Origin of the sequence: Lentisphaera araneosa HTCC2155, from assembly GCF_000170755.1 — a bacterium.
GTDB lineage: Bacteria > Verrucomicrobiota > Lentisphaeria > Lentisphaerales > Lentisphaeraceae > Lentisphaera > Lentisphaera araneosa.
Genome location: NZ_ABCK01000012.1, coordinates 55,447 through 73,583, shown reverse-complemented (window position 1 = coordinate 73,583; position 18,137 = coordinate 55,447). Strand labels below are relative to the sequence as shown.

Annotated in this window: 11 protein-coding genes and 1 pseudogene; all 12 read right to left on the bottom strand. The window is 42.3% G+C overall.

The window, feature by feature from the left end; all coding sequences use genetic code 11:
• Window positions 1–26: 26 nt before the first annotated feature.
• Window positions 27–2,153 carry a hypothetical protein gene (locus tag LNTAR_RS13165; RefSeq protein WP_007279202.1) on the bottom strand — a complete coding sequence of 709 codons (2,127 nt, stop codon included), beginning with the start codon at window positions 2,151–2,153 and terminating at the stop codon, window positions 27–29.
• A gap of 290 nt (window positions 2,154–2,443) precedes the next feature.
• Window positions 2,444–3,847, bottom strand: coding sequence for a sulfatase (locus tag LNTAR_RS13160; RefSeq protein WP_007279201.1), 1,404 nt, complete (start codon window positions 3,845–3,847; stop codon window positions 2,444–2,446).
• Window positions 3,848–3,859: 12 nt separating this feature from the next.
• Window positions 3,860–5,284: pseudogene (locus tag LNTAR_RS27965) on the bottom strand (sulfatase family protein).
• Between the two features lie 226 nt (window positions 5,285–5,510).
• Window positions 5,511–7,124 carry a M56 family metallopeptidase gene (locus LNTAR_RS13150; RefSeq protein WP_083800037.1) on the bottom strand — a complete coding sequence of 538 codons (1,614 nt, stop codon included), beginning with the start codon at window positions 7,122–7,124 and terminating at the stop codon, window positions 5,511–5,513.
• Between the two features lie 19 nt (window positions 7,125–7,143).
• Complete coding sequence (locus LNTAR_RS13145) at window positions 7,144–7,542, bottom strand: BlaI/MecI/CopY family transcriptional regulator (protein WP_040914933.1); 399 nt, start codon at window positions 7,540–7,542, stop codon at window positions 7,144–7,146.
• 92 nt (window positions 7,543–7,634) lie between these two features.
• Window positions 7,635–8,282, bottom strand: coding sequence for a hypothetical protein (locus tag LNTAR_RS13140; RefSeq protein WP_007279196.1), 648 nt, complete (start codon window positions 8,280–8,282; stop codon window positions 7,635–7,637).
• Between the two features lie 384 nt (window positions 8,283–8,666).
• Window positions 8,667–11,312, bottom strand: coding sequence for a DUF1592 domain-containing protein (locus LNTAR_RS13135; RefSeq protein ID WP_007279195.1), 2,646 nt, complete (start codon window positions 11,310–11,312; stop codon window positions 8,667–8,669).
• Complete coding sequence (locus LNTAR_RS13130; protein WP_007279194.1) at window positions 11,309–12,598, bottom strand: DUF1552 domain-containing protein; 1,290 nt, start codon at window positions 12,596–12,598, stop codon at window positions 11,309–11,311. Before LNTAR_RS13130 ends, LNTAR_RS13135 begins: the two co-directional genes overlap by 4 nt.
• Window positions 12,599–13,428: 830 nt before the next feature.
• Window positions 13,429–14,760, bottom strand: a complete 1,332-nt coding sequence (locus LNTAR_RS13125) for a sulfatase-like hydrolase/transferase (RefSeq protein ID WP_007279193.1) — start codon at window positions 14,758–14,760, stop codon at window positions 13,429–13,431.
• Window positions 14,761–14,835: 75 nt separating this feature from the next.
• A complete protein-coding gene (locus LNTAR_RS13120) occupies window positions 14,836–15,600 on the bottom strand; it encodes a hypothetical protein (protein WP_007279192.1) in 765 nt (254 codons plus the stop codon).
• Window positions 15,601–15,699: 99 nt separating this feature from the next.
• Entirely contained in the window at window positions 15,700–16,221 is a 522-nt protein-coding gene (locus tag LNTAR_RS13115; protein ID WP_007279191.1) for a hypothetical protein, read from the bottom strand.
• A gap of 70 nt (window positions 16,222–16,291) precedes the next feature.
• Entirely contained in the window at window positions 16,292–17,848 is a 1,557-nt protein-coding gene (locus LNTAR_RS13110) for a sulfatase family protein (RefSeq protein ID WP_007279190.1), read from the bottom strand.
• Between the last annotated feature and the right edge of the window lie 289 nt (window positions 17,849–18,137).

Here is an 18,137-nt window from a genome sequence, read left to right as displayed (position 1 = left end):
TCTCTATTTTTTTACTATAAATTCACTTAATTCGGGATCAGTAATAAAGATCGGATTCCAGCCATGGGAAGTTTTGCAGGAAGCCTCACCGAGCTGATTTTTCCACTAGATGGATCCAGCAATGAGACCCGTCCTTTTCCAGCGACAGAAGCCGTAATAGGCTTCTGCTCACGATTCACTAGCAGGTATATCGGCTTGCCATCTTGGCGAAAGCGAGCAATTGCCAGGCTTTTAGAGCCCGGGGAAAATGATAGATTAAAGTCAGATGAGTAGGACTTTGGGATAGCAGCGCTCAGTTGTTTTAGCTTTGTCAATTTGACTCCGGCCATAGCCTTCTTTACAGTGTTCTCATGGTGCTTATTCTCGGACAGGCGAGGAACCATTTCGACCCATATCACCTTCCCACCAGCCTGTTGAAACTCTCTCAGTTTTTTTACTACCATCAAAGGTATGATATCAATTTGCGGCATAATCAATGTATGGTAGTGACCATGACCTATAATCATTCTCCCCTGCTCTATATTGGCTTCGGCAAGACCTTCGGGGTGAACAATCATGTATTCGATATCGCCATTGAGAAGAACTTTTTCTGTATTATCCCATGCATTTTGACGCTTTGTATGCTGCATGTTAATCACACGCCAGCGATCCCTGGAAGCCAGGAGATCCGCCTGAAACATAGCTATGGGATAATAGAGGGCCACACCGGCATCCCGATGTGCCCCGCGCAAGACTTGGGTGATACGGCCTGTGTATTCATTGAGCCAGCGATACTCATCTTTGCTGTATCCTTGGACATTGGGAGAGCTGCTAAGCTTAAGGTAGGAAGAAAAGCTATTGACGCCGTGGAAGCTTGCCATATTTACTGAATTGATCAGCAGCGGCAGGTCGGGAGTCAACCTAACCCTACCGTAACCACCGATGATTGGATCCAGTAGCATTAGGGTTTCCTTACCCTTTTCCCAGGCAGTCACTGAACTAAAGAAGCGACTCTGCTGGTAGCGGAAGCTCATAAACTGATCAGGATTGGGAATGGGGATATCCAGCGCCGGCACATCGAACTCGGAAACAAATTTCATCATATCGCCATAGCCCTGAACGTGCTGAGGTAGATAATCATTGAGCAGGAAATGGCCACTTGATTTGATTCCCCGTTTGTTACACCAGGTTTTGATCTGACGTGAGAAGCTATCGGTTAAAAGTTCGGCTACAGTCTGACGATAGTGAATTCGTGCACGACGAGCTTCAATCCCATTACCCTCAAAAAGATAGGATAGGATATCCATAAGGTCATAGCCATGCATCTTTTTAAAAAGAGTCGGTAAATCATCATTCCATGGAGTACAGGCATACTGTTCATTGGTTTGCCAGGCGGTCTGCATGAGGTTCGGCTCGTTGCAGTAGAAACCCTGCACCTTACTACCTGGATCTTTGATCTGTTTGAGAATAGGTTCATGCATATTGGCGATAAATCGTCCCATGGCCTTACGATTCATTAAATCAGGATAACGGCCCGTGTGGCCAAATTGCGGCATGGTCGACTGGGCCTGTACATTCTTGCTTCGGGTATAACGGGCAAAGACTCTGAGTTCCCATGGGCCTGTGATGCCTTTACCGGAAACTGTTTTCCGCTTAGGCGTCAGTTGTGTTCCGGCACCCAGATCAATAGCCCCTTTTTTGAGCGGATAGAGTGTGGCAGAAACGATGTCGTGCAGGTTCTTGGGCAGCGACCAGCTAATTGGCTTCTGGCCCGATCCCTTTTGAGTCAGCATCACTAGGCTTCTCACCTCAAAGTCAGGATTCTCGGCAACCACACGTCCGCCAGCCATACCGCTTGGGTAGCCCCAATCGTCAGCCAACCACACAGGCTGCCCACTCGCATGGGCGGCATCCACCAAAGGGCCAATCCGTTCCAGTCCTTGAGCCCCCTGCTTGTAAAGGTCCCTATAAAAGAAGGCCATATAGCCTCCGATTCCCCATTGCGAATAATCCATGCGCTTTTGGGAGTTAAGCTTGTACTGAATCAAGCGAAATTCATTTGGTGGATCGGCAAATGTTTTTGAAGTCACTCCGCGGGGCAAACTTGTCGCAACAGTACTATTTATGGATAGAAAAAAGCCAGCAAAGGCCATGATGTAACAGAGCTTTTTCATTCCGATTTCTTTGTTCGATTTATCATTTTAATTTGATTCATTCTTCGCTTAAACATCGTTTATATGCCTCCGGTCTTCACGTTCTCTTCGATTGCATCCCGGGAATACGAGAATTATCACTTACTATCAAACTTTTATTGTCCTGTGGTTTTACTAAATGACAGAATTAAATGAAAGATTCATTTTAAGCCCATCAAGCATCAGTTTTTAATTTTACTTATCTATAAAAATATAAGCTGAGTGAAGGCTAAGGCATACAGCGAATTATTTGACTCTCCCATAAGTACAAATTACTTATTCTGCTCCGCTGCGTCGTATGCTTTATGACCTGTCCAATTTTCACCGAGAATAGGAGCTCGCTCCCGGGGCACCTGTAAACGGTGCTTAGCAATAATAGAAGCGTACTCCGGATTATTGATCTGATTACTCCATTCATGAGTATCTTTGCTATGATCATAAAACTCTTCAGACCCATCATTGTATTGAATAAAGCGATAGCGTTCAGAGATAATGGCATAATTACCCGGTCCAAAACTCGAACGTGCATAATGGGGCCATTCACTTTGCGGGTTTCGCAAAAGCGCTACGAGGGAGTGTCCTTCAAGTTTGGAGTCGGCTTTAAGCCCCGTGAGTTCCAGTAGTGTTGGGTATATATCGAGAAGCTGTGTTGGCTTATGACTTACGCCAGGCTTAAGTCCCGGGCCGGAGATAATCATAGGAACACGAGTTCCATCTTCCCAAATGCTGCGCTTGGCATAGCGTTCTTTTTCTCCCAAGTGAAAGCCATGATCACTATAGAGCACGACGAAAGTATTCTCCTTGTGGGGGCCGGCATCCAGGGCATCTAAAACTTTTCCTATCTGCGCATCGACAAAAGAAACGCAAGCGAGGTAAGATTGTACGAGCTTCTTCTCTTCATTATTTTTTAGAGCCCATTCATAAGTGGGAGCTACGTGTTTTTCTCGCGTTAGATCGATGCCGTATTGAGGTATATCTGCTATATCAGCCTCCCTCATCTTTGGCATTTGTATAGTCTCCAAAGGATACATATCAAACCATTTCTGTGGCGCGAATTGAGGTACATGTGGACGGTAAAACCCAACACCCATAAAGAAGGGCTTCTCGTAGTTTTGCGTGAGTTTATTCACGCCCCATGCGGCAATTTTTGCGTCCGGCGTTTGCTCCTCACGTTCTGGGTAAACACCCCAATCCCACAATCTCATCCCTGGAAATGAAGAGATTTTCTTTTTAGGAAGAGGACCAAAGCCACCAAAATCACCGCCGTATTCCTTAAAATATTTTTTATTTTCCCCACGGCCTCCACACAGCTTACCTGCAGCACTTAGCTGATAGCCTTCGTCTTCAAAGCGACTGGGCATGACTAGATGATTTTTCGTCTTTGGCGAATCTTTCAAACCCGGGCCTAAAAAATAAATACCTGTGGTACTTGGGTACAGAGATGACATCATGCTCCCTCTTGAAGGGCCACAAACAGGTGACTGACAATGAGCATTTGTAAAAAGCATTCCCCGGTTTGCTAGACGATCAATGTTTGGTGTTTTTGCCTGGGGGTGACCACCCATGACACCTATCCAATCATTGAGGTCATCCACTGCTATGATCAAAACGTTAGGTTTATCAGCAGCGTTTAAGGTAGCTAAAGTCAGTATGATTAGGAATAGTATATTTTTCATTTCAGGTCTTTATTATTTAATTTTCTTCAGTGGCTGAGGGTTTTCGACAAAAGCTGCCGGTCTTTTATTCAGCTCCAAATCTTTCTCAAAAGCCTTGCCGTAGGCGAGTAAAAGCTTAAGCACTTCAGGATGAGCTTTTGATACATCCTTCGTTTCACCTATATCTTGTTCCAGGTCATAAAGAATCGTTGTTATTTTATTCTTTTTACCCTGCTTTTTTAAGTGCATCTTCCATTTGCCGGATCGCACTGCTTCAAGCTTGTTAGATTTATAATAGAAGAATGCCTCATGCGGAGATTTTTCTTCACCTCTAATGACGGGCCAAATATCCTTTCCATCAATCACTCGATCGGAGGGTACTTCTGCACCGGCTAATTTCGCAAAAGTCGGCAAAAGATCCATAGTGCTCATGATTTCATCGTTTGCTATTCCGTCGGGAATCTTCCCCGGCCAATGAATCACAGTGGGAACGCGCATACCGCCCTCAAAGGTTTGCCCCTTTTTTCCCTTCAAGGGAGTAGCTTTACCTAGTGCCGGACCATTATCCGAGCTAAAAATCACTAGTGTATTATCGTCGATCCCATGTTTTTTGAGAGTATCAAGAATTTGTCCCACAGACCAGTCGACCTCGGCAATGGCTCGAGATAGCAGTTGCTTTCGAGCTGTATAATCAATATAATTATCTTCTTTACTTAAACTTGTTTTGAGTCCCTCCGGTAAATCCTTCATATAAGCGGGCGAAACATGCAGCGGCACATGGGGAATCGGGTGTGGCATGTAGATAAAAAAGGGCTCATCCTTATTCTTTTCGATAAACTGCACCGCACGTTCGGTAAAACGCTTGGTTAAATAATCAGCATCGGGATCCATTTCTATTACCTCTTCCCCAACAAGTAAGGGTAAAGGCGGAAACTTGAAATGCTTTTGTTGCGGGTGATAGGGATGAATATCGTGACTGTAAGGAAGTCCAAAAAACTCGTCAAAGCCCTGTCGTGTTGGCAAAAACTCAGGCTGATCTCCCAGGTGCTACTTACCAAATAAGCCCGTTATATAGCCCTCATTTTTAAGAACTTCTGCAATGGTAATTTCTTTAGGATTCAAACCTTTTTTGTCTCCTGCCAGCAGAACGACAAAATTGGAACCTCTAGCCATATCAATTCGTTTGGGATATGTCCCAGTCATCAAGGCAGCTCGCGAGGGGGTACACACTGATGCCGCCACATAAAAACTGGTCAATTTTGCGCCTTCCGCAGCCATCTGATCAATTCGAGGTGTGCTGACATGTGTTCCGCCGAAACAACTGAGGTCAGCATAGCCCTGATCATCGGTAAAGATGATAATGAAATTGGGCTTTGTTTTATCTTGAGCTATGGTGGTATTTATAGCCGATAGAAAGGCCAAAAAAACAAGTATTTGAAGTAATATTTTTTGCTTCATCATTTACCTAAATTTTATATACGTAGAGGATCTTATAAATGTAATCATCATGAAAATTCATGAAATGACAGAAAGTAAGAAAAAAGATTCATTTAAGGGGATTTATAATCACGGTTTTGCGGACTCTGCAATAATGCCGATTAGACACCTGAGATAGACATTTCCTAAACTTTACAAGGGGAACTTGATGTCTGGCATTTTAGCTGAGACAGGAAGCTTAAGCGAATTAATTTGGAGTCCAAATAGGAAATAAAAGAACTCCTCCACTCTCACTTCTGAGGTAAGCTCTTGCGTCATCTACTCCATCCCAAGAACTACAGTGAATATCGGGATTATAGGTGCCATTGTTAACGGCTTTTCGAAAACCTGGAATTCCAGAGCCCAAAGCTAAGTCTAAATCGGCATGGCCTGCTGAAGACAACACTAGCTTACTTAAAGACTTGAGTTGCTTCTCTTGAGAGTTTTTATCGTAAACGATGACTTCTTGAATATGTATTTTATGACCTATGCCCCAAGTATAGTACAGTTTGCCATAAGTGTTTTCATTTGTACGAAAAAAAGCAAGGCCCTGCCCCTTGCGAGATTCCCCTAAACCAAAACGGTGCTTTTGAAAATTATTATATTCCTCTCTCGACAATTTCCCCGCGATCAGGTTTTGATTAAGTTGTATTTTTTGATCACTATTCTTAAGAGGCTCAATTTCCTTAGCGTACTTATGAAAAAGGCCTTTTATAAAAGCCTGATCCTTCCTACTTGACTTGCCCATCTGTGAAATTCTCTCAATGACACTTTCTGAATTGAAAGTTTGCTCTGCAGCAATGAGTTTAGGTTTGACCAATCCCCATACTACAAAAAAGACTATGACAATAAGGAAAAATGGCTTAAACGAAGAGTTTAATTGCTGCTGCGAAGCAATCTGACGAATTCTATAACGCAAGGAGTGTGAATTATTAAGAATCCCCACGAAACCAAGAGCCAGTCCACTAAAGCTTTGTTTTGAGTTCATATTTAAGAGAACTTTGCCATACTCAACGCTACTCCATTGTGAGCTGCCTATAAGCTGCTCATCACATGCCGCTTCTCTATCAATGCCAATTTTATAAAAGGCAATCCATAGCAAAGGGTTAAACCAATTTAGTATAACAATAAAATAAAAGAGCGCGTTTATCGGCAGGTCCCAGCGGCGAATGTGCATCAATTCATGCCCCAGGATCATATTTTGTTCCTCTTCCGTAAGTTCATCTTCAAACCACTCACTGAGCATCAGAGCCGGACGCCACAAGCCGCAGACTGCTGGACCATTGACACTCGGGGAAATAATGACTTTGGGCGGGTTACGCAAACCTATATTTTTTGATAATGTCTCTATGCGGAGAAGCAGCTTGCGACTTACGGGTCGTGAACTCAGCTGAATTTGACGTCTCATAGAGAAAAAGGACCCCAGTACAAGTATGGATAAAAGCAGTGATACACTAAACCAAACTAGTGGCAGGTATGACTCTCCCGGAGATGACTCCTTGCCATTAACTGGTTTCGAAATAGTCCCTGCCCTGGTATCCAAACCTGAGTCCGGCTGATCTGTTTGACTTAAAAAAGATTGCTGTATGGAATTTTGAACTATCACAGGTTTTGAGTCAATAGAAACGCCATAATGACTAGGAAGCAGATCCCACTTTGGCAGAAAGAATGTAAGGATGAGCGGTAGCCAAAGTGCATAGCGCCAGCTCGACGTCAGCCACTTTTTAAAGATCCCTTGTATTAACAGTATTGTTAGTATAAGAATGGAACCATGCAGACTGGATGTCACAACCCATTCAAACAGATCGTTGATTACTGTCATGCTATACTCACCATTCTGATCATTTATCCTTATTAACCTGTTTATTTTTTACCGATTCATCGAGAATTTTCTTTAATTCTTCAACGTCATCCTCTGAAAGATCGGCATTTTGGGAAAAGTGTACCAATAGCGGCATGGAAGACCCTCCGAATATGCGTTTTAAAAACGACTGGCTTTCTGCGCGAATACAATTTTCATGAGAGATCAAGGGTTTAAAAGTCGTCACACCGGATTGATTGTCTGCTGTTTCAAGAGCGCCCTTATTGACCAGCCTTGTCAATAATGTCCTCACTGTATTTATCGCCCACTGCTTGGGCTCTTCCAAGGCGATCTTAACATCCTTAGCTGTTTGCGGTGACTGCTCCCACAAGACTTCCATAACTGTCCATTCTGATTCAGAGAGATTTTTTTTATCCATATAAGCGTCCATTTTTGATAGGAATTTCCTGATACGAATCACACTACACATGTAGCAATAAAATTCAACTACACATGTAGTGAGAGAGGATATTAATTACCTAAACTTACAGGGAACATTAGAACTCCACCACCTGTACTTCTGAGGTAAGCTCTTGCATCATCTACTCCATCCCCGGAACTACAGTGAATATCAGGATTATAGGTACCATTTTTAGCAGCTTTACCTAAACCTGGAATTCCTGAACCAAATCCAGAGTCTAAATCGACATGGCCAGCTGGAGATAACACTAGATTATTTAAAGACTTGAGTTGTTTCTCTTGAGAGTTTTTATCGTAAACAATAACTTCTTGAATATGCAATTTATGGCCTACTCCCCAAGTATAGTACAGTTTACCATAGGTGTCTTCATTGGTCCGAAAAAAGGCAACCCCCAGCCCTTCGCGAGATTCCCCTAAATCAAAACGGTGCTTTTGAGAATTATTATATTCCTCTCTCGACAATTTCCCTGCAACTAAGTTTTGATTCAGCTCTATTTTTTGATCATGACCATTCTTGAGTGGCTCAATTTCCTTAGCGTACTTTTCAAATATATTTTTGATTTTAACTCCATCAATTTCTTTGAAACTGTCATCGACTTTACTCACAGATTCCGTCTCTTTACTGTAAATTGAACTCATTCCAACAAATAGACTTAAGGTCACAAGGCATAAGCTTTTTCTCATAGTTAACTTTTTCATTTTCCTGTCCTTTTTTTTATTGTTTAACCGTGTTTAAAAAAATGTATTTAAGTAAAATTAATAGGTACTACATATGTAGTTCATTGCTTATACTACATTTGTAGTTTTAGAGCGCAAGCTACATCTGTAGTGAATATGCATTTTTTTGATAAAATTTAGGAAATGATCGAGTGTAATACTATCATTAAAAATGAACCTATAACAGAACTAAGTAATGACGCCATTTGAAAAATGGGGGTCATCACAAACTACTTTAGTTATTTACCTTCATTTAATTGCTGTAACATATTGACCATAAATAGTTATTAAGATTCCGATGATGGCAATAATTACCAGCATCTCCAGTCAAGTAAATTTATTTCTTATTTCACACAACTATCAAAATTATTTCTGTTTAAAGGGCGCACTGTTTACCAAAGCTTCTATAAAGCTGCTGACCTGATAATCATTTTCTTTGGCGCTTGCCAGCACTTCATTAACTAGATCCTCATCAGTAAAGCCGAAGGGACGACCCAGGGCGTATTCGATAAGATGCTCAGTGAAACCTTTAGCAAAATCAGCTTCGCGCTTAGCGATGATCTCGCGCAGTTCAAAGTAATTGGCAAATTGCGGCCCCTTGTGAAGCTCCCCAGAGGTATCAATTTTATGACCATCTTTGGATTTTCTTTTATACTTACCGTGTTTGATAGCAAACTCCTTTTCACGCCACTTACCAATGGGGTCGAAATTCTCCAGACCAAAACCGATGGGGTCAATCTTTCTGTGGCAGCTGGCACATTGCGGCTCTGCCTGGTGAGCTATGAGTTTTTGTCGCGTAGTGAGGTTTGTCCCTTTCACATCAGAAAGTTGCGGTACATTAGCCGGTGCCGGAGGTGGAGGCTCATTGAGTAAATGGCGCAGAACCCAGGCACCACGTTCCACGGGACTACTTTCTATGCCGTCACTGCCCATGGCATTGATCGCTGCCATACCGAGCAAGCCACCTCGAGGTGAACCTTGGGGTAAATTAACTTTGCGATATTCATTGCCCGTCACACCCTCAACACCATAATATGAAGCCATCAATGGGTTGATAATGACATAGTCACTATTGAGAAGATTAGCAATTTGTCCTTCAGTTTCATGGCGCATGAGGTAGGCAAAACTCTCGTAAACTTCTTTACGGGAAGCCTCGCGAGTGGCTTCGTCGAATTCATTGTAAACGGTGGTGTCGAACTGAAAAAAATCGAGGCGTTCCATGTCCAGCCACTGATGGAGAAAGCCGGAGACAAACTTATCTGCACGTGGATCAGCGATCATACGGGCGACTTGTTGATTAAGGACTTTGGGATCACTGAGCTGCTTTTTTGCAGCTAGACTCATGAGTTCATTATCCGGGGGCGAGCTCCAGAGGAAATAAGCTAAACGAATCGCCAATTCGCGATCATTTAGTTTACGGCGTCCCTCTTCTACACTTGGCTCATTTAGGTAGATAAAACCGGGAGAAGCTAAGACAACGCTCAAGGGTTCGCGTATGGCTACATCAAAAGCATCGCCTGCGGCACGATTCTTTTCGAAGAGTTTAACCAAGGCATAAAAATATTCTTTACTTGGTTTCTGACCACGGAAGGCCTTATAAATAAAGCGCATCAAAATCTTTTTAGCACGCTCCGTTTCAGTGAGACTTGATTGTTCCTCAACCCACCAGTCCATGGGACTCTCTTCTTTATGAGGGCCCTCTAACTCAAGCCAATCAACCCAAATAGCAGGTGGAATACCGTAGCCATTTTTCTTTCTTTCGATAATATGTATTCCCCAGGCAGCCTTAAGATTGTCGTTGTGTTGCTTTTCCTGCACGGCAAATTGTTTGGTAGTATTCATGCCTATTTCAATAGGGACTTCAATAATCTCAGGCGAATCCATCGTGCCGTTTACATGGCGTGTTGCAATGGGGGCTCCAGAAAGAATGCCTTTTTGCTGACCTGTTTCAACCTGGGGATGACCTATGTCAATAAAGCGCCTTTCTGCAGGAGCATCATCAAGGGCTGCTGCACGAATTCTCAAAGTATATTTCCCTGGCTGCAATTTCCTTGACCCGATATCGATGCGTCCAATCCCATGCGCCTTCATTAAATACAAGCCGCTATCTCGTTGAGGCAAAGAGGCAAAATGCTTATAAAGAGCTAAGTTGGCACGATCAATTGCAGGGTTAGCACTGGACGCCTGCTGAGCATCCTTAAAACCATAGTCCTTTGCATTGGGCGCCCCCTTTAACAAGTTGGCACTTGAGTAAATTGTCCTTGCAGTGACTTTTTTCTTACCCTTTAGAATTTTCTCAACTATCTCTTTATTCTGAGGGTCTTTGGCGGCCTTATCCACACCAACTTGCCATTTTCTAAATTGCTCCTGGCGATATGTAGCGTTTTTAATCACTTTGTCTGCTTGTGGATTATAAACTTTCTCTGGCTCCACTCGAGAAATTTTACTTGCTGAATTTGACTGACGAGCAAACATTTCATCAATAGCCAAACTACCTAATTTTAAATACTCTTTAAACTGATCACTGGAAATAAACAGTGAAGAACCAACCGTATCAAAGCGCCCGGCACTTTCGTCTGTGGGAAGTAGCTCCACATCAACAGTCGTACCCGTTAAAGCTTTAATTGTATTCTGGTACTCACGGCGATTAAGTCTACTCATGGTGATCTTTCCGCCTGAATCGGACAAGACTTTACGCGCAACAACCATGGTTTTGGACAGGTCATCCAAAAAGTCCGCTTTCTCTTGATTTTTCGGCTGCTTTTTATCTTCTGGCGGCATTTCACCTGCATTGATACTGTGAAGTACTTTTTGCCAGGTTTCGGCATCTTTGAGGTTTTGAATATAAAACTCCAGATCCTCGAGATTTACATTACCCTCCTGCTTTTCCTCGCCATGGCAATTGAGACAGTAGTTAGCCAGAAAGTCAAAGTTTTTTTCAGGAAGAACAGCTTTGTCAGCCTGAAGGCTCAAGGCACCCATTAGGCTTAAATAAGAGAGAAATTTCTTCACGCCTGAAGCTCCTTAATAACACCCGTACTATCTCCGTGACTGGCGGCTTTAATGCCCATTCCCTGAAGTAAAGTGAGCCAGACATTGCAAAGTGGTGTATGCTCAGGAAGAACCAGGTTTTGACCTAGTTTTAGATTGGATCCACGGCCGGTGATAATCGTTGGAACATTATCGATGTAGTGAATACTTCTTGTACCACCGCCAAAAACGACCGTGGTATTATCAAATAAACTGGAGCCATTGGCCTCTTTAGTTCTTTTTAACTGATCAATCAAACCCGCCAGTAAAGCTGTGTTGGCCTGATCTCTTTTTTGTGATGCCTCCATGCGTACCCCCGGTGCATAATGACTCAGGGTGTGGGGGTTCATACCTATATCCAAACTTTTTAAAAGGCTTCCGACAGGAAGTCGATAAGTGATAGCTCGAGTACTGTCGGTCTGCAGTGCGGCGTTCATCAATTTATACATCATTTCGATTTCAGCTTTACCTTGTAAACCGGACTTCGGCTCTGATATGGGAGCCTGTACCTTAGGTACAGTGAGCCAGTCTTCATCCTTTCTCAATTGTGTCTCGATATCGCGAATGCCTGTAAAATATTCATCTAATTTATCCTGGTCGTCTTTAGAAAGACCGCGTTGCACGCGCTTGGCATCCATCAAAACTGTATCTAAAACACTTTGGTTGTGGCGAATTGCTTCCTGACGTTGCTCCAAAGGTGTATCATCAGCCGAGAAAAGTTTATGAAAAAGCTGAAGGGGATCTTTCGTGCCGCCGATGGGTTTACCTTTCTCATCCCAGGATAAAGAGAGACCCGGTCCGTGACCTCCACTTTTAACGTCAGAACTCGTCAAAGGCAAAGATGCAAAACGCGTCGCATGCCCCAGCTGTTGAGCTATAACCTGATCGAGTGAGATACTATTGGCCATATTTTGACCCGGAATGGCATAACGATTAGCACCCGTGAGCCAATTGGTACTGCCATTATGAGGACCATAATGATGTTCATGACGACAGCCTTGAACGACAGTAAAATCTGATTTGTGCTTTGCCAGAGGCTTCAAACCGGCAGGAAGTTTATAATCTGCTCCCTTCTGTGCTTGGTCGGGATACCAGGTTTCCTGGGTGACACCAAAACCCATGCTAATAAATATGGCTCGCTTGGCAGGGCTCGTTTGTTTCGATTTTGAACTGCCAAAAGCTTTAAAATTCATAGACGCTAGGCTTGGCAAGGCAATAGCTGCGCCTGAACCACGTAAAAAATTGCGACGATTGATTTTGGATCTCATCTATTCAGTAACCTGTTTTTAATAAATTATTATTTTTGGCCCAACACTCAAGAATGAGACCGCTAATTATTCTCAGCTCACAATTATCGCGAAAACTGAATAAATGACAGATTTATAATTTTATTTCCATTTTTTTGTGATTTTTATTAGCCTTCTTAGGAAGCGCACTTCGTGCTTAGGTAGCACTTCGCTTAGGTAGCGCTTCGCTTAGGTTTAATCTTTTTATCATGTGCAAGCGCCATTGGTCTGAGTATGCAATGATATAAAAGTTAAAATAACTGCGTTCTTAGGCAGCGCTTCGCTCAAGGCTTTACTACACAACATAGAAGGGTTGATATCGACTTTGTACTCGGTCGGACCTTCGGCCCTGCTCTTTAATTTCGACTTGTTCATGCAGCTGGCGCTGCATGCTATCATCGGACGGGCCTCCGGTCCTTAGGGCTGGAAGCCCGATCTATTCCAGCGTGGGGCAAAGCCCCGCGAAACAAAAATCAAGGACAAAGCCAGGGCCGAAGGTCCGACCGAAATAATGTTATTCTAATGATTGCGAATTCTGCAATTTTGTGCTTTTTCGTGCTCTTTGGTGGCTCCGCTTATAAATATTCAAATAAGTCATTTTAAGCAAAGAAAATTGCATAATGTAATGATTAATACACACCTTATATATTTCATTATTATCTGTGTGAATCTGAGTTTATCTGTGGATGAATATTAAATGCACTTTTAGATTGATCTACAGTTTGAATGCCGATTGACAATCGGCGCTCCCAGCATGATCCGTAATTATCAATTGTCCATTTTCAATTATTATGGCGCTCCCGAGCTAAAAGTTACCTAACTTTGAATGGGGGCTGATGCTGATCCATTTCGCGTTCCCATGAGGCTAGTTTCTGCTTCATTTGCTGAACGATTTCCGGACGTTGATAAAAGAGGTTTTTGTTTTCTGCAATATCGTTTTCCAGGTTGTAAAGCAGCTCACAGTTTACATCCAGGATATATTTCCATTTGCCCATGCGTACGGCTTTTTGCCTTCTGGCTTTACTATTGGAGCGCCAAAATAAAGTTCTCTCGACCTTATTGTTTTTATCTGTCATCATAGGGAGAAGGTTAATACCATCGTAGGACGGCTCATCGATTCCCGCGAGAGCTAAAAATGTTTTGGACAAATCCATGGTGATGGCGATTTGATCACTAACGACACCTTTACCAATTTTTTCAGGCCAATGCATAATACAAGGAACTCTGATGCCCCCTTCAAAAAGAGTGGTCTTACGGTGAAAGAGCGGTGCGTTATCAGAGAAATGCGCCCCACCATTATCACTGCTGACCACAAATAAAGTCTTGTGAAAAATCTTCTTCTCTTTCAACTTGGCAATGATCATTTCTACGCCCTTGTCAACTTCTTCAACCATGGCAGCATAATCTGCTCTATTACCGTCATTTAGGTTAGTTTTGGTGATTTGCTTCGGCTTTTTATCTGCTGATTGATAAGGACTGTGAACTGCCATGTGAGGCACATACATGAAGAAAGGTTTGTCCGCATGCCTATCAATAAAATCTACGGCACGTTCGTTGATGTTTGTCGTCAAATATCCGGAGTCCTTAATCACCTTTGCCCCTTCGCGAAGGGTGTAAGTATCATCGTAGTACTTGTATGTGTAATAATCGCAGTGCCCTAAAAGTGGTCCGTAATATTCATCAAAGCCGTGATGAATGGGATTAAACTTATCTTGTGATCCAAGGTGCCACTTACCAAAAGCGCCCGTCTTATAACCGGCTTTTTTCAGTAATTTAGGCAGATGATTTTTCTCAGGTAAAAGCCCTATTCCATGAATGTCCGTAACAGCTTCATATTGACCGTTTTTGAGTTGAGAATTTGTCCCGCCATAACCAAGCGCCCACTCAAAGCCAGAACGTTGTTGCCAGCGACCGGTGATGAAAGCGCAGCGCGTTGGTGAACACACGGGGGCATTGGCATAAAAATTTGTAAATTTAAGTCCATCCTTAGCCAGCTCATTGATGCCAGGAGTTTTAATATCTTTTGCGCCATAGGGCTCACTATCGGCATAGCCAAAGTCATCTATTATAATAAAAACGATATTGGGTTTGTCCTGAGCGACGAGCGTCGTCATGAACAAAAGGTAAATGATTATTTTTTTCATATGTTCTCGATAAGTATTTTTCTGATGAGATTAAAGAGCTGGGTCGGTTCACCTTAGAATTGCACGAGGTGGAACTTACTCGGCTTGCCAGAGCTTGATGGAATCAAATACGATACGTTCTTCGATGCCGTCTTTTGATTTTAAACTGAATCTAGGACCGGACTTATCTTTTTTGTTGTCCATAGTCACTTGTGGGTGCTCATAGACTTTACTGTGGCCATTAACACTGAGTAGCATTTTGCCTTTTTGGTATTCAATAATTAAATCGACCCATTCATTGATCTTCATTTCTGCATTGGCTTCGATGAAAGGCACCTTTTTCTCTCCTGGAAGAATGAGTTTATAACCTCCCTCAGGATTATAGGATAGCGACATCATGTGATGGCCAATCTGAAATGATGGCCTAGCAGGAACTATGGCGTCTGTCACAAACTTATAACGCATGTGTAGGACAAATTTTTCTGGGACTTTATTGAGGTGGCCAACTACACCCAAGCCGAGATGGTGATCCCGCTTGAGTTTCTTCATCGCTTCTTCTTTCGTTTTAAATGCCGGTGCCATAATCAAAGTACCGTCTTTTAAATACATTTTTTTTGAGCGTAGGTAATTCTTGTTAAGCTCACCATCAAAATCATCTGAATAAACCATTGTTCCCTGACTAAAGAGCTGTGAGTTAAACTCATCCGATAGAAATGCACTTGCTTGCTGCTCTTGTTCCAATTTAGGACTAGCTTTTTCAACTGTCTGTGCAGCCGGTTTTGGATTTTTTGTACTATCCACCTGACATCCCGTATTAAGAAGACCTGCGAGTAAGAGCAAAGATAAACTTTTTTTATTCATTGCTATAAACCTTAATTAAATGTTTTGTAAGAAAAGATTAGATCTTTAATCAAATGAAAAACGCAGGGAGACCTCTCCCCACATTTGCATTCAGGTATATTACAAAGAGCGTATTTTTATACTGCACAAAGAACCATGCTGATCTGTTTTTGTATTTTTAGAAAATCTAAAATCCAAATTGAGCTGAATTGTCGTTTCTTCTTTTTTAGTTGCTCTAAGTTTAGCGTAAAGTGATGGATGATCATTGTGCACATCAACTCTTGGTGGCTCAATAACGGTCACTTCGTAACCAATATTCTCAAGTACCTCAATCCATTCGTCATAACTTAGATACCAGCTAAAATTGTAGTTTCTCCATTTATGCGGCCATTCAGAACCTCTTGTTACATACATATGTTCTGCGAGGCCTCCCTTAATCCAAAAATTCTGACCTCTGACTTTATAATAATTAAATTTGTCGCTCTCTTCACCTAATAACCTAATCTCATCTTCAGTTGTTTTCCCCAAAGTTACGCCTTCAAGAGGAAACAAGTTAGTCTCTGCTTGCACGGCAATTTTTTCTTGAGATTGACAAGCAACAAAAAAGAAGCTTAGCAAAAGTATATTAAAATGTTTTTTCATTTTTTATCCGTATAAATTCTTAAATCTGTAAAACAAAAAAAAGAGCTACCCGAAAGCAGCTCAATTAAGCTTATTTAGTTACAGGAATCATTTTATCATAATACCATTTGGGGAACTCGCCCTGCTCGGCTTTGCCTTTGAGGCGGTTAAAGAACTGACGTCCCTTATCCTTTTTCAAAGGAATACTTTTGCCATCAGTTGAAGTTAAAATAGCGAACATACGGTTTTTCATTTCGGCGATTCTTTCCTGATGCTCAGGAACTTTAATGAGATTGTTTTTCTCGTCAGGATCGTTCACAAGGTCATAGAGTTCATCTGTGTCCCAGACGCCATGGTAGCGAATATACTTGTACTGATCACCACGAACAGCGTGGATGGTTGGAGTTTGTGGGTAGTTCCATTCCCAGAGGTATTCATAAAGAAGGTAATCACGCCAGGGAATTTCTTTTCCCTGGAGGATTTTCCAGAAACTCTCACCATGCATTTGCTCAGGTGTTGCTAAGCCAGCCGCTTCGAGAATTGTTGGAGCAATATCAATATTCGCTACGATTTCATCAACGACTGTTCCACCCTTGAAGGCTTTTGGATAGCGCATGATCATAGGAACGCGCATAGAGGCTTCATAAGCGGTTCTTTTGTCAATGAGACCTTGCTCACCAAACTGGAAACCATTATCGCCCATGTAGACAAATAAAGTATTATCCAATTCACCCATTTTTCTGAGGTGCTCAATTGTGCGACCTACGGCATCATCAATGGGAATGAGTGCTTCGCTATAGCGTTTGAAGTAAAAAGTTACATCAAAATTTTCGAGGTTGTAACCATAGTCAGAACCATGACGGCTATTGCGCTGATTTATGAGCCACATGGGTTTATTCTTACGGTTTTCAGGAGTATTGGCGTAAGTGCTTGGCGGTGTCCAAGGTTTGTCTTTGTATATACCTCTATCTTCATCACGAGCCACAAAATCTGAGTGCACACCCTTATGTGAAACATACATGAAAAAAGGCTTTTCTTTTTGCTTGCGGTTATTGAGCCAGTCAATAGACATGTCAGTGAGTTCATCGGTGATGTAGCCCAACTGAGGAACCTTCTTACCATTCACATTATAACCATCATAATTGTTCTGTGGTACAACGCGACTGGCACCGTGACCATCTGCGTAGTAAGTACCCTGCCCTCTGAAGGCCGCCCAGTGATCAAAACCTCGTTGTGGTTCATTGGAATCGCCCATATGCCATTTGCCAATAAAGCCTGTTTCATAACCTACTTTTTGGAGGTATTGCGGAAAGAAAAGTAAAGTGGGGTCAACATCATTGTAATTGTCAATCACACCATGACTATGGGCATATTTACCCGTTAGAATAGAAGCACGACTCGGTGAACAAAGTGAAGTGGTCACAAAGGCATTTTTCATGTGAGCGCCTTGGGCCGCAAGTTTATCGAGATGGGGTGTTTTGAGGAAGGGGTGCCCCATAAAACCTAATGCATCAAAGCGATGATCATCGGTCAGAAAAAAGACGATATTTGGTTTTTTTGATTTTAGTTTCTTGGGCATTTTTATTTCTGCCGACACAAGTTTAGCTGAAAACATTACAGCTAAACAGACACTCAGTACTTTCTTCATTATTACATCCTCATGAATTTGTTAATAGGTATGCATATAAATTGTCCTGAAAAATACCCATATGACAAAAGTATTATAAAAAAATCAAAAAAAAATTAGAGATATATCTAGGACTAGTAAGTTCGACTTAGTGATCCAAGCATGATCAGTCCTTATTCCGCATGGCCAACAATCAATTTTGCCGATTAACAATGCTTGCTCCTAGGTATAAAAAGTCATCAGATCGCTTCGCTTGCAGATCGTTAGCTTCGCTAACTGCAGATCGCTCATTCCATTCGCTGCAGAGCTC

Excerpts from the sequence above, each read along its gene's own strand:
- LNTAR_RS13165 (WP_007279202.1), bottom strand. The coding sequence starts at position 2,153 with ATGAAAAAGCTCTGTTACATCATGGCCTTTGCTGGCTTTTTTCTATCC.
- LNTAR_RS13160 (WP_007279201.1), bottom strand. The coding sequence starts at position 3,847 with ATGAAAAATATACTATTCCTAATCATACTGACTTTAGCTACCTTAAAC.
- LNTAR_RS13150 (WP_083800037.1), bottom strand. The coding sequence starts at position 7,124 with ATGACAGTAATCAACGATCTGTTTGAATGGGTTGTGACATCCAGTCTG.
- LNTAR_RS13145 (WP_040914933.1), bottom strand. The coding sequence starts at position 7,542 with ATGGATAAAAAAAATCTCTCTGAATCAGAATGGACAGTTATGGAAGTC.
- LNTAR_RS13140 (WP_007279196.1), bottom strand. The coding sequence starts at position 8,282 with ATGAAAAAGTTAACTATGAGAAAAAGCTTATGCCTTGTGACCTTAAGT.
- LNTAR_RS13130 (WP_007279194.1), bottom strand. The coding sequence starts at position 12,598 with ATGAGATCCAAAATCAATCGTCGCAATTTTTTACGTGGTTCAGGCGCA.
- LNTAR_RS13125 (WP_007279193.1), bottom strand. The coding sequence starts at position 14,760 with ATGAAAAAAATAATCATTTACCTTTTGTTCATGACGACGCTCGTCGCT.
- LNTAR_RS13120 (WP_007279192.1), bottom strand. The coding sequence starts at position 15,600 with ATGAATAAAAAAAGTTTATCTTTGCTCTTACTCGCAGGTCTTCTTAAT.
- LNTAR_RS13115 (WP_007279191.1), bottom strand. The coding sequence starts at position 16,221 with ATGAAAAAACATTTTAATATACTTTTGCTAAGCTTCTTTTTTGTTGCT.
- LNTAR_RS13110 (WP_007279190.1), bottom strand. The coding sequence starts at position 17,848 with ATGAAGAAAGTACTGAGTGTCTGTTTAGCTGTAATGTTTTCAGCTAAA.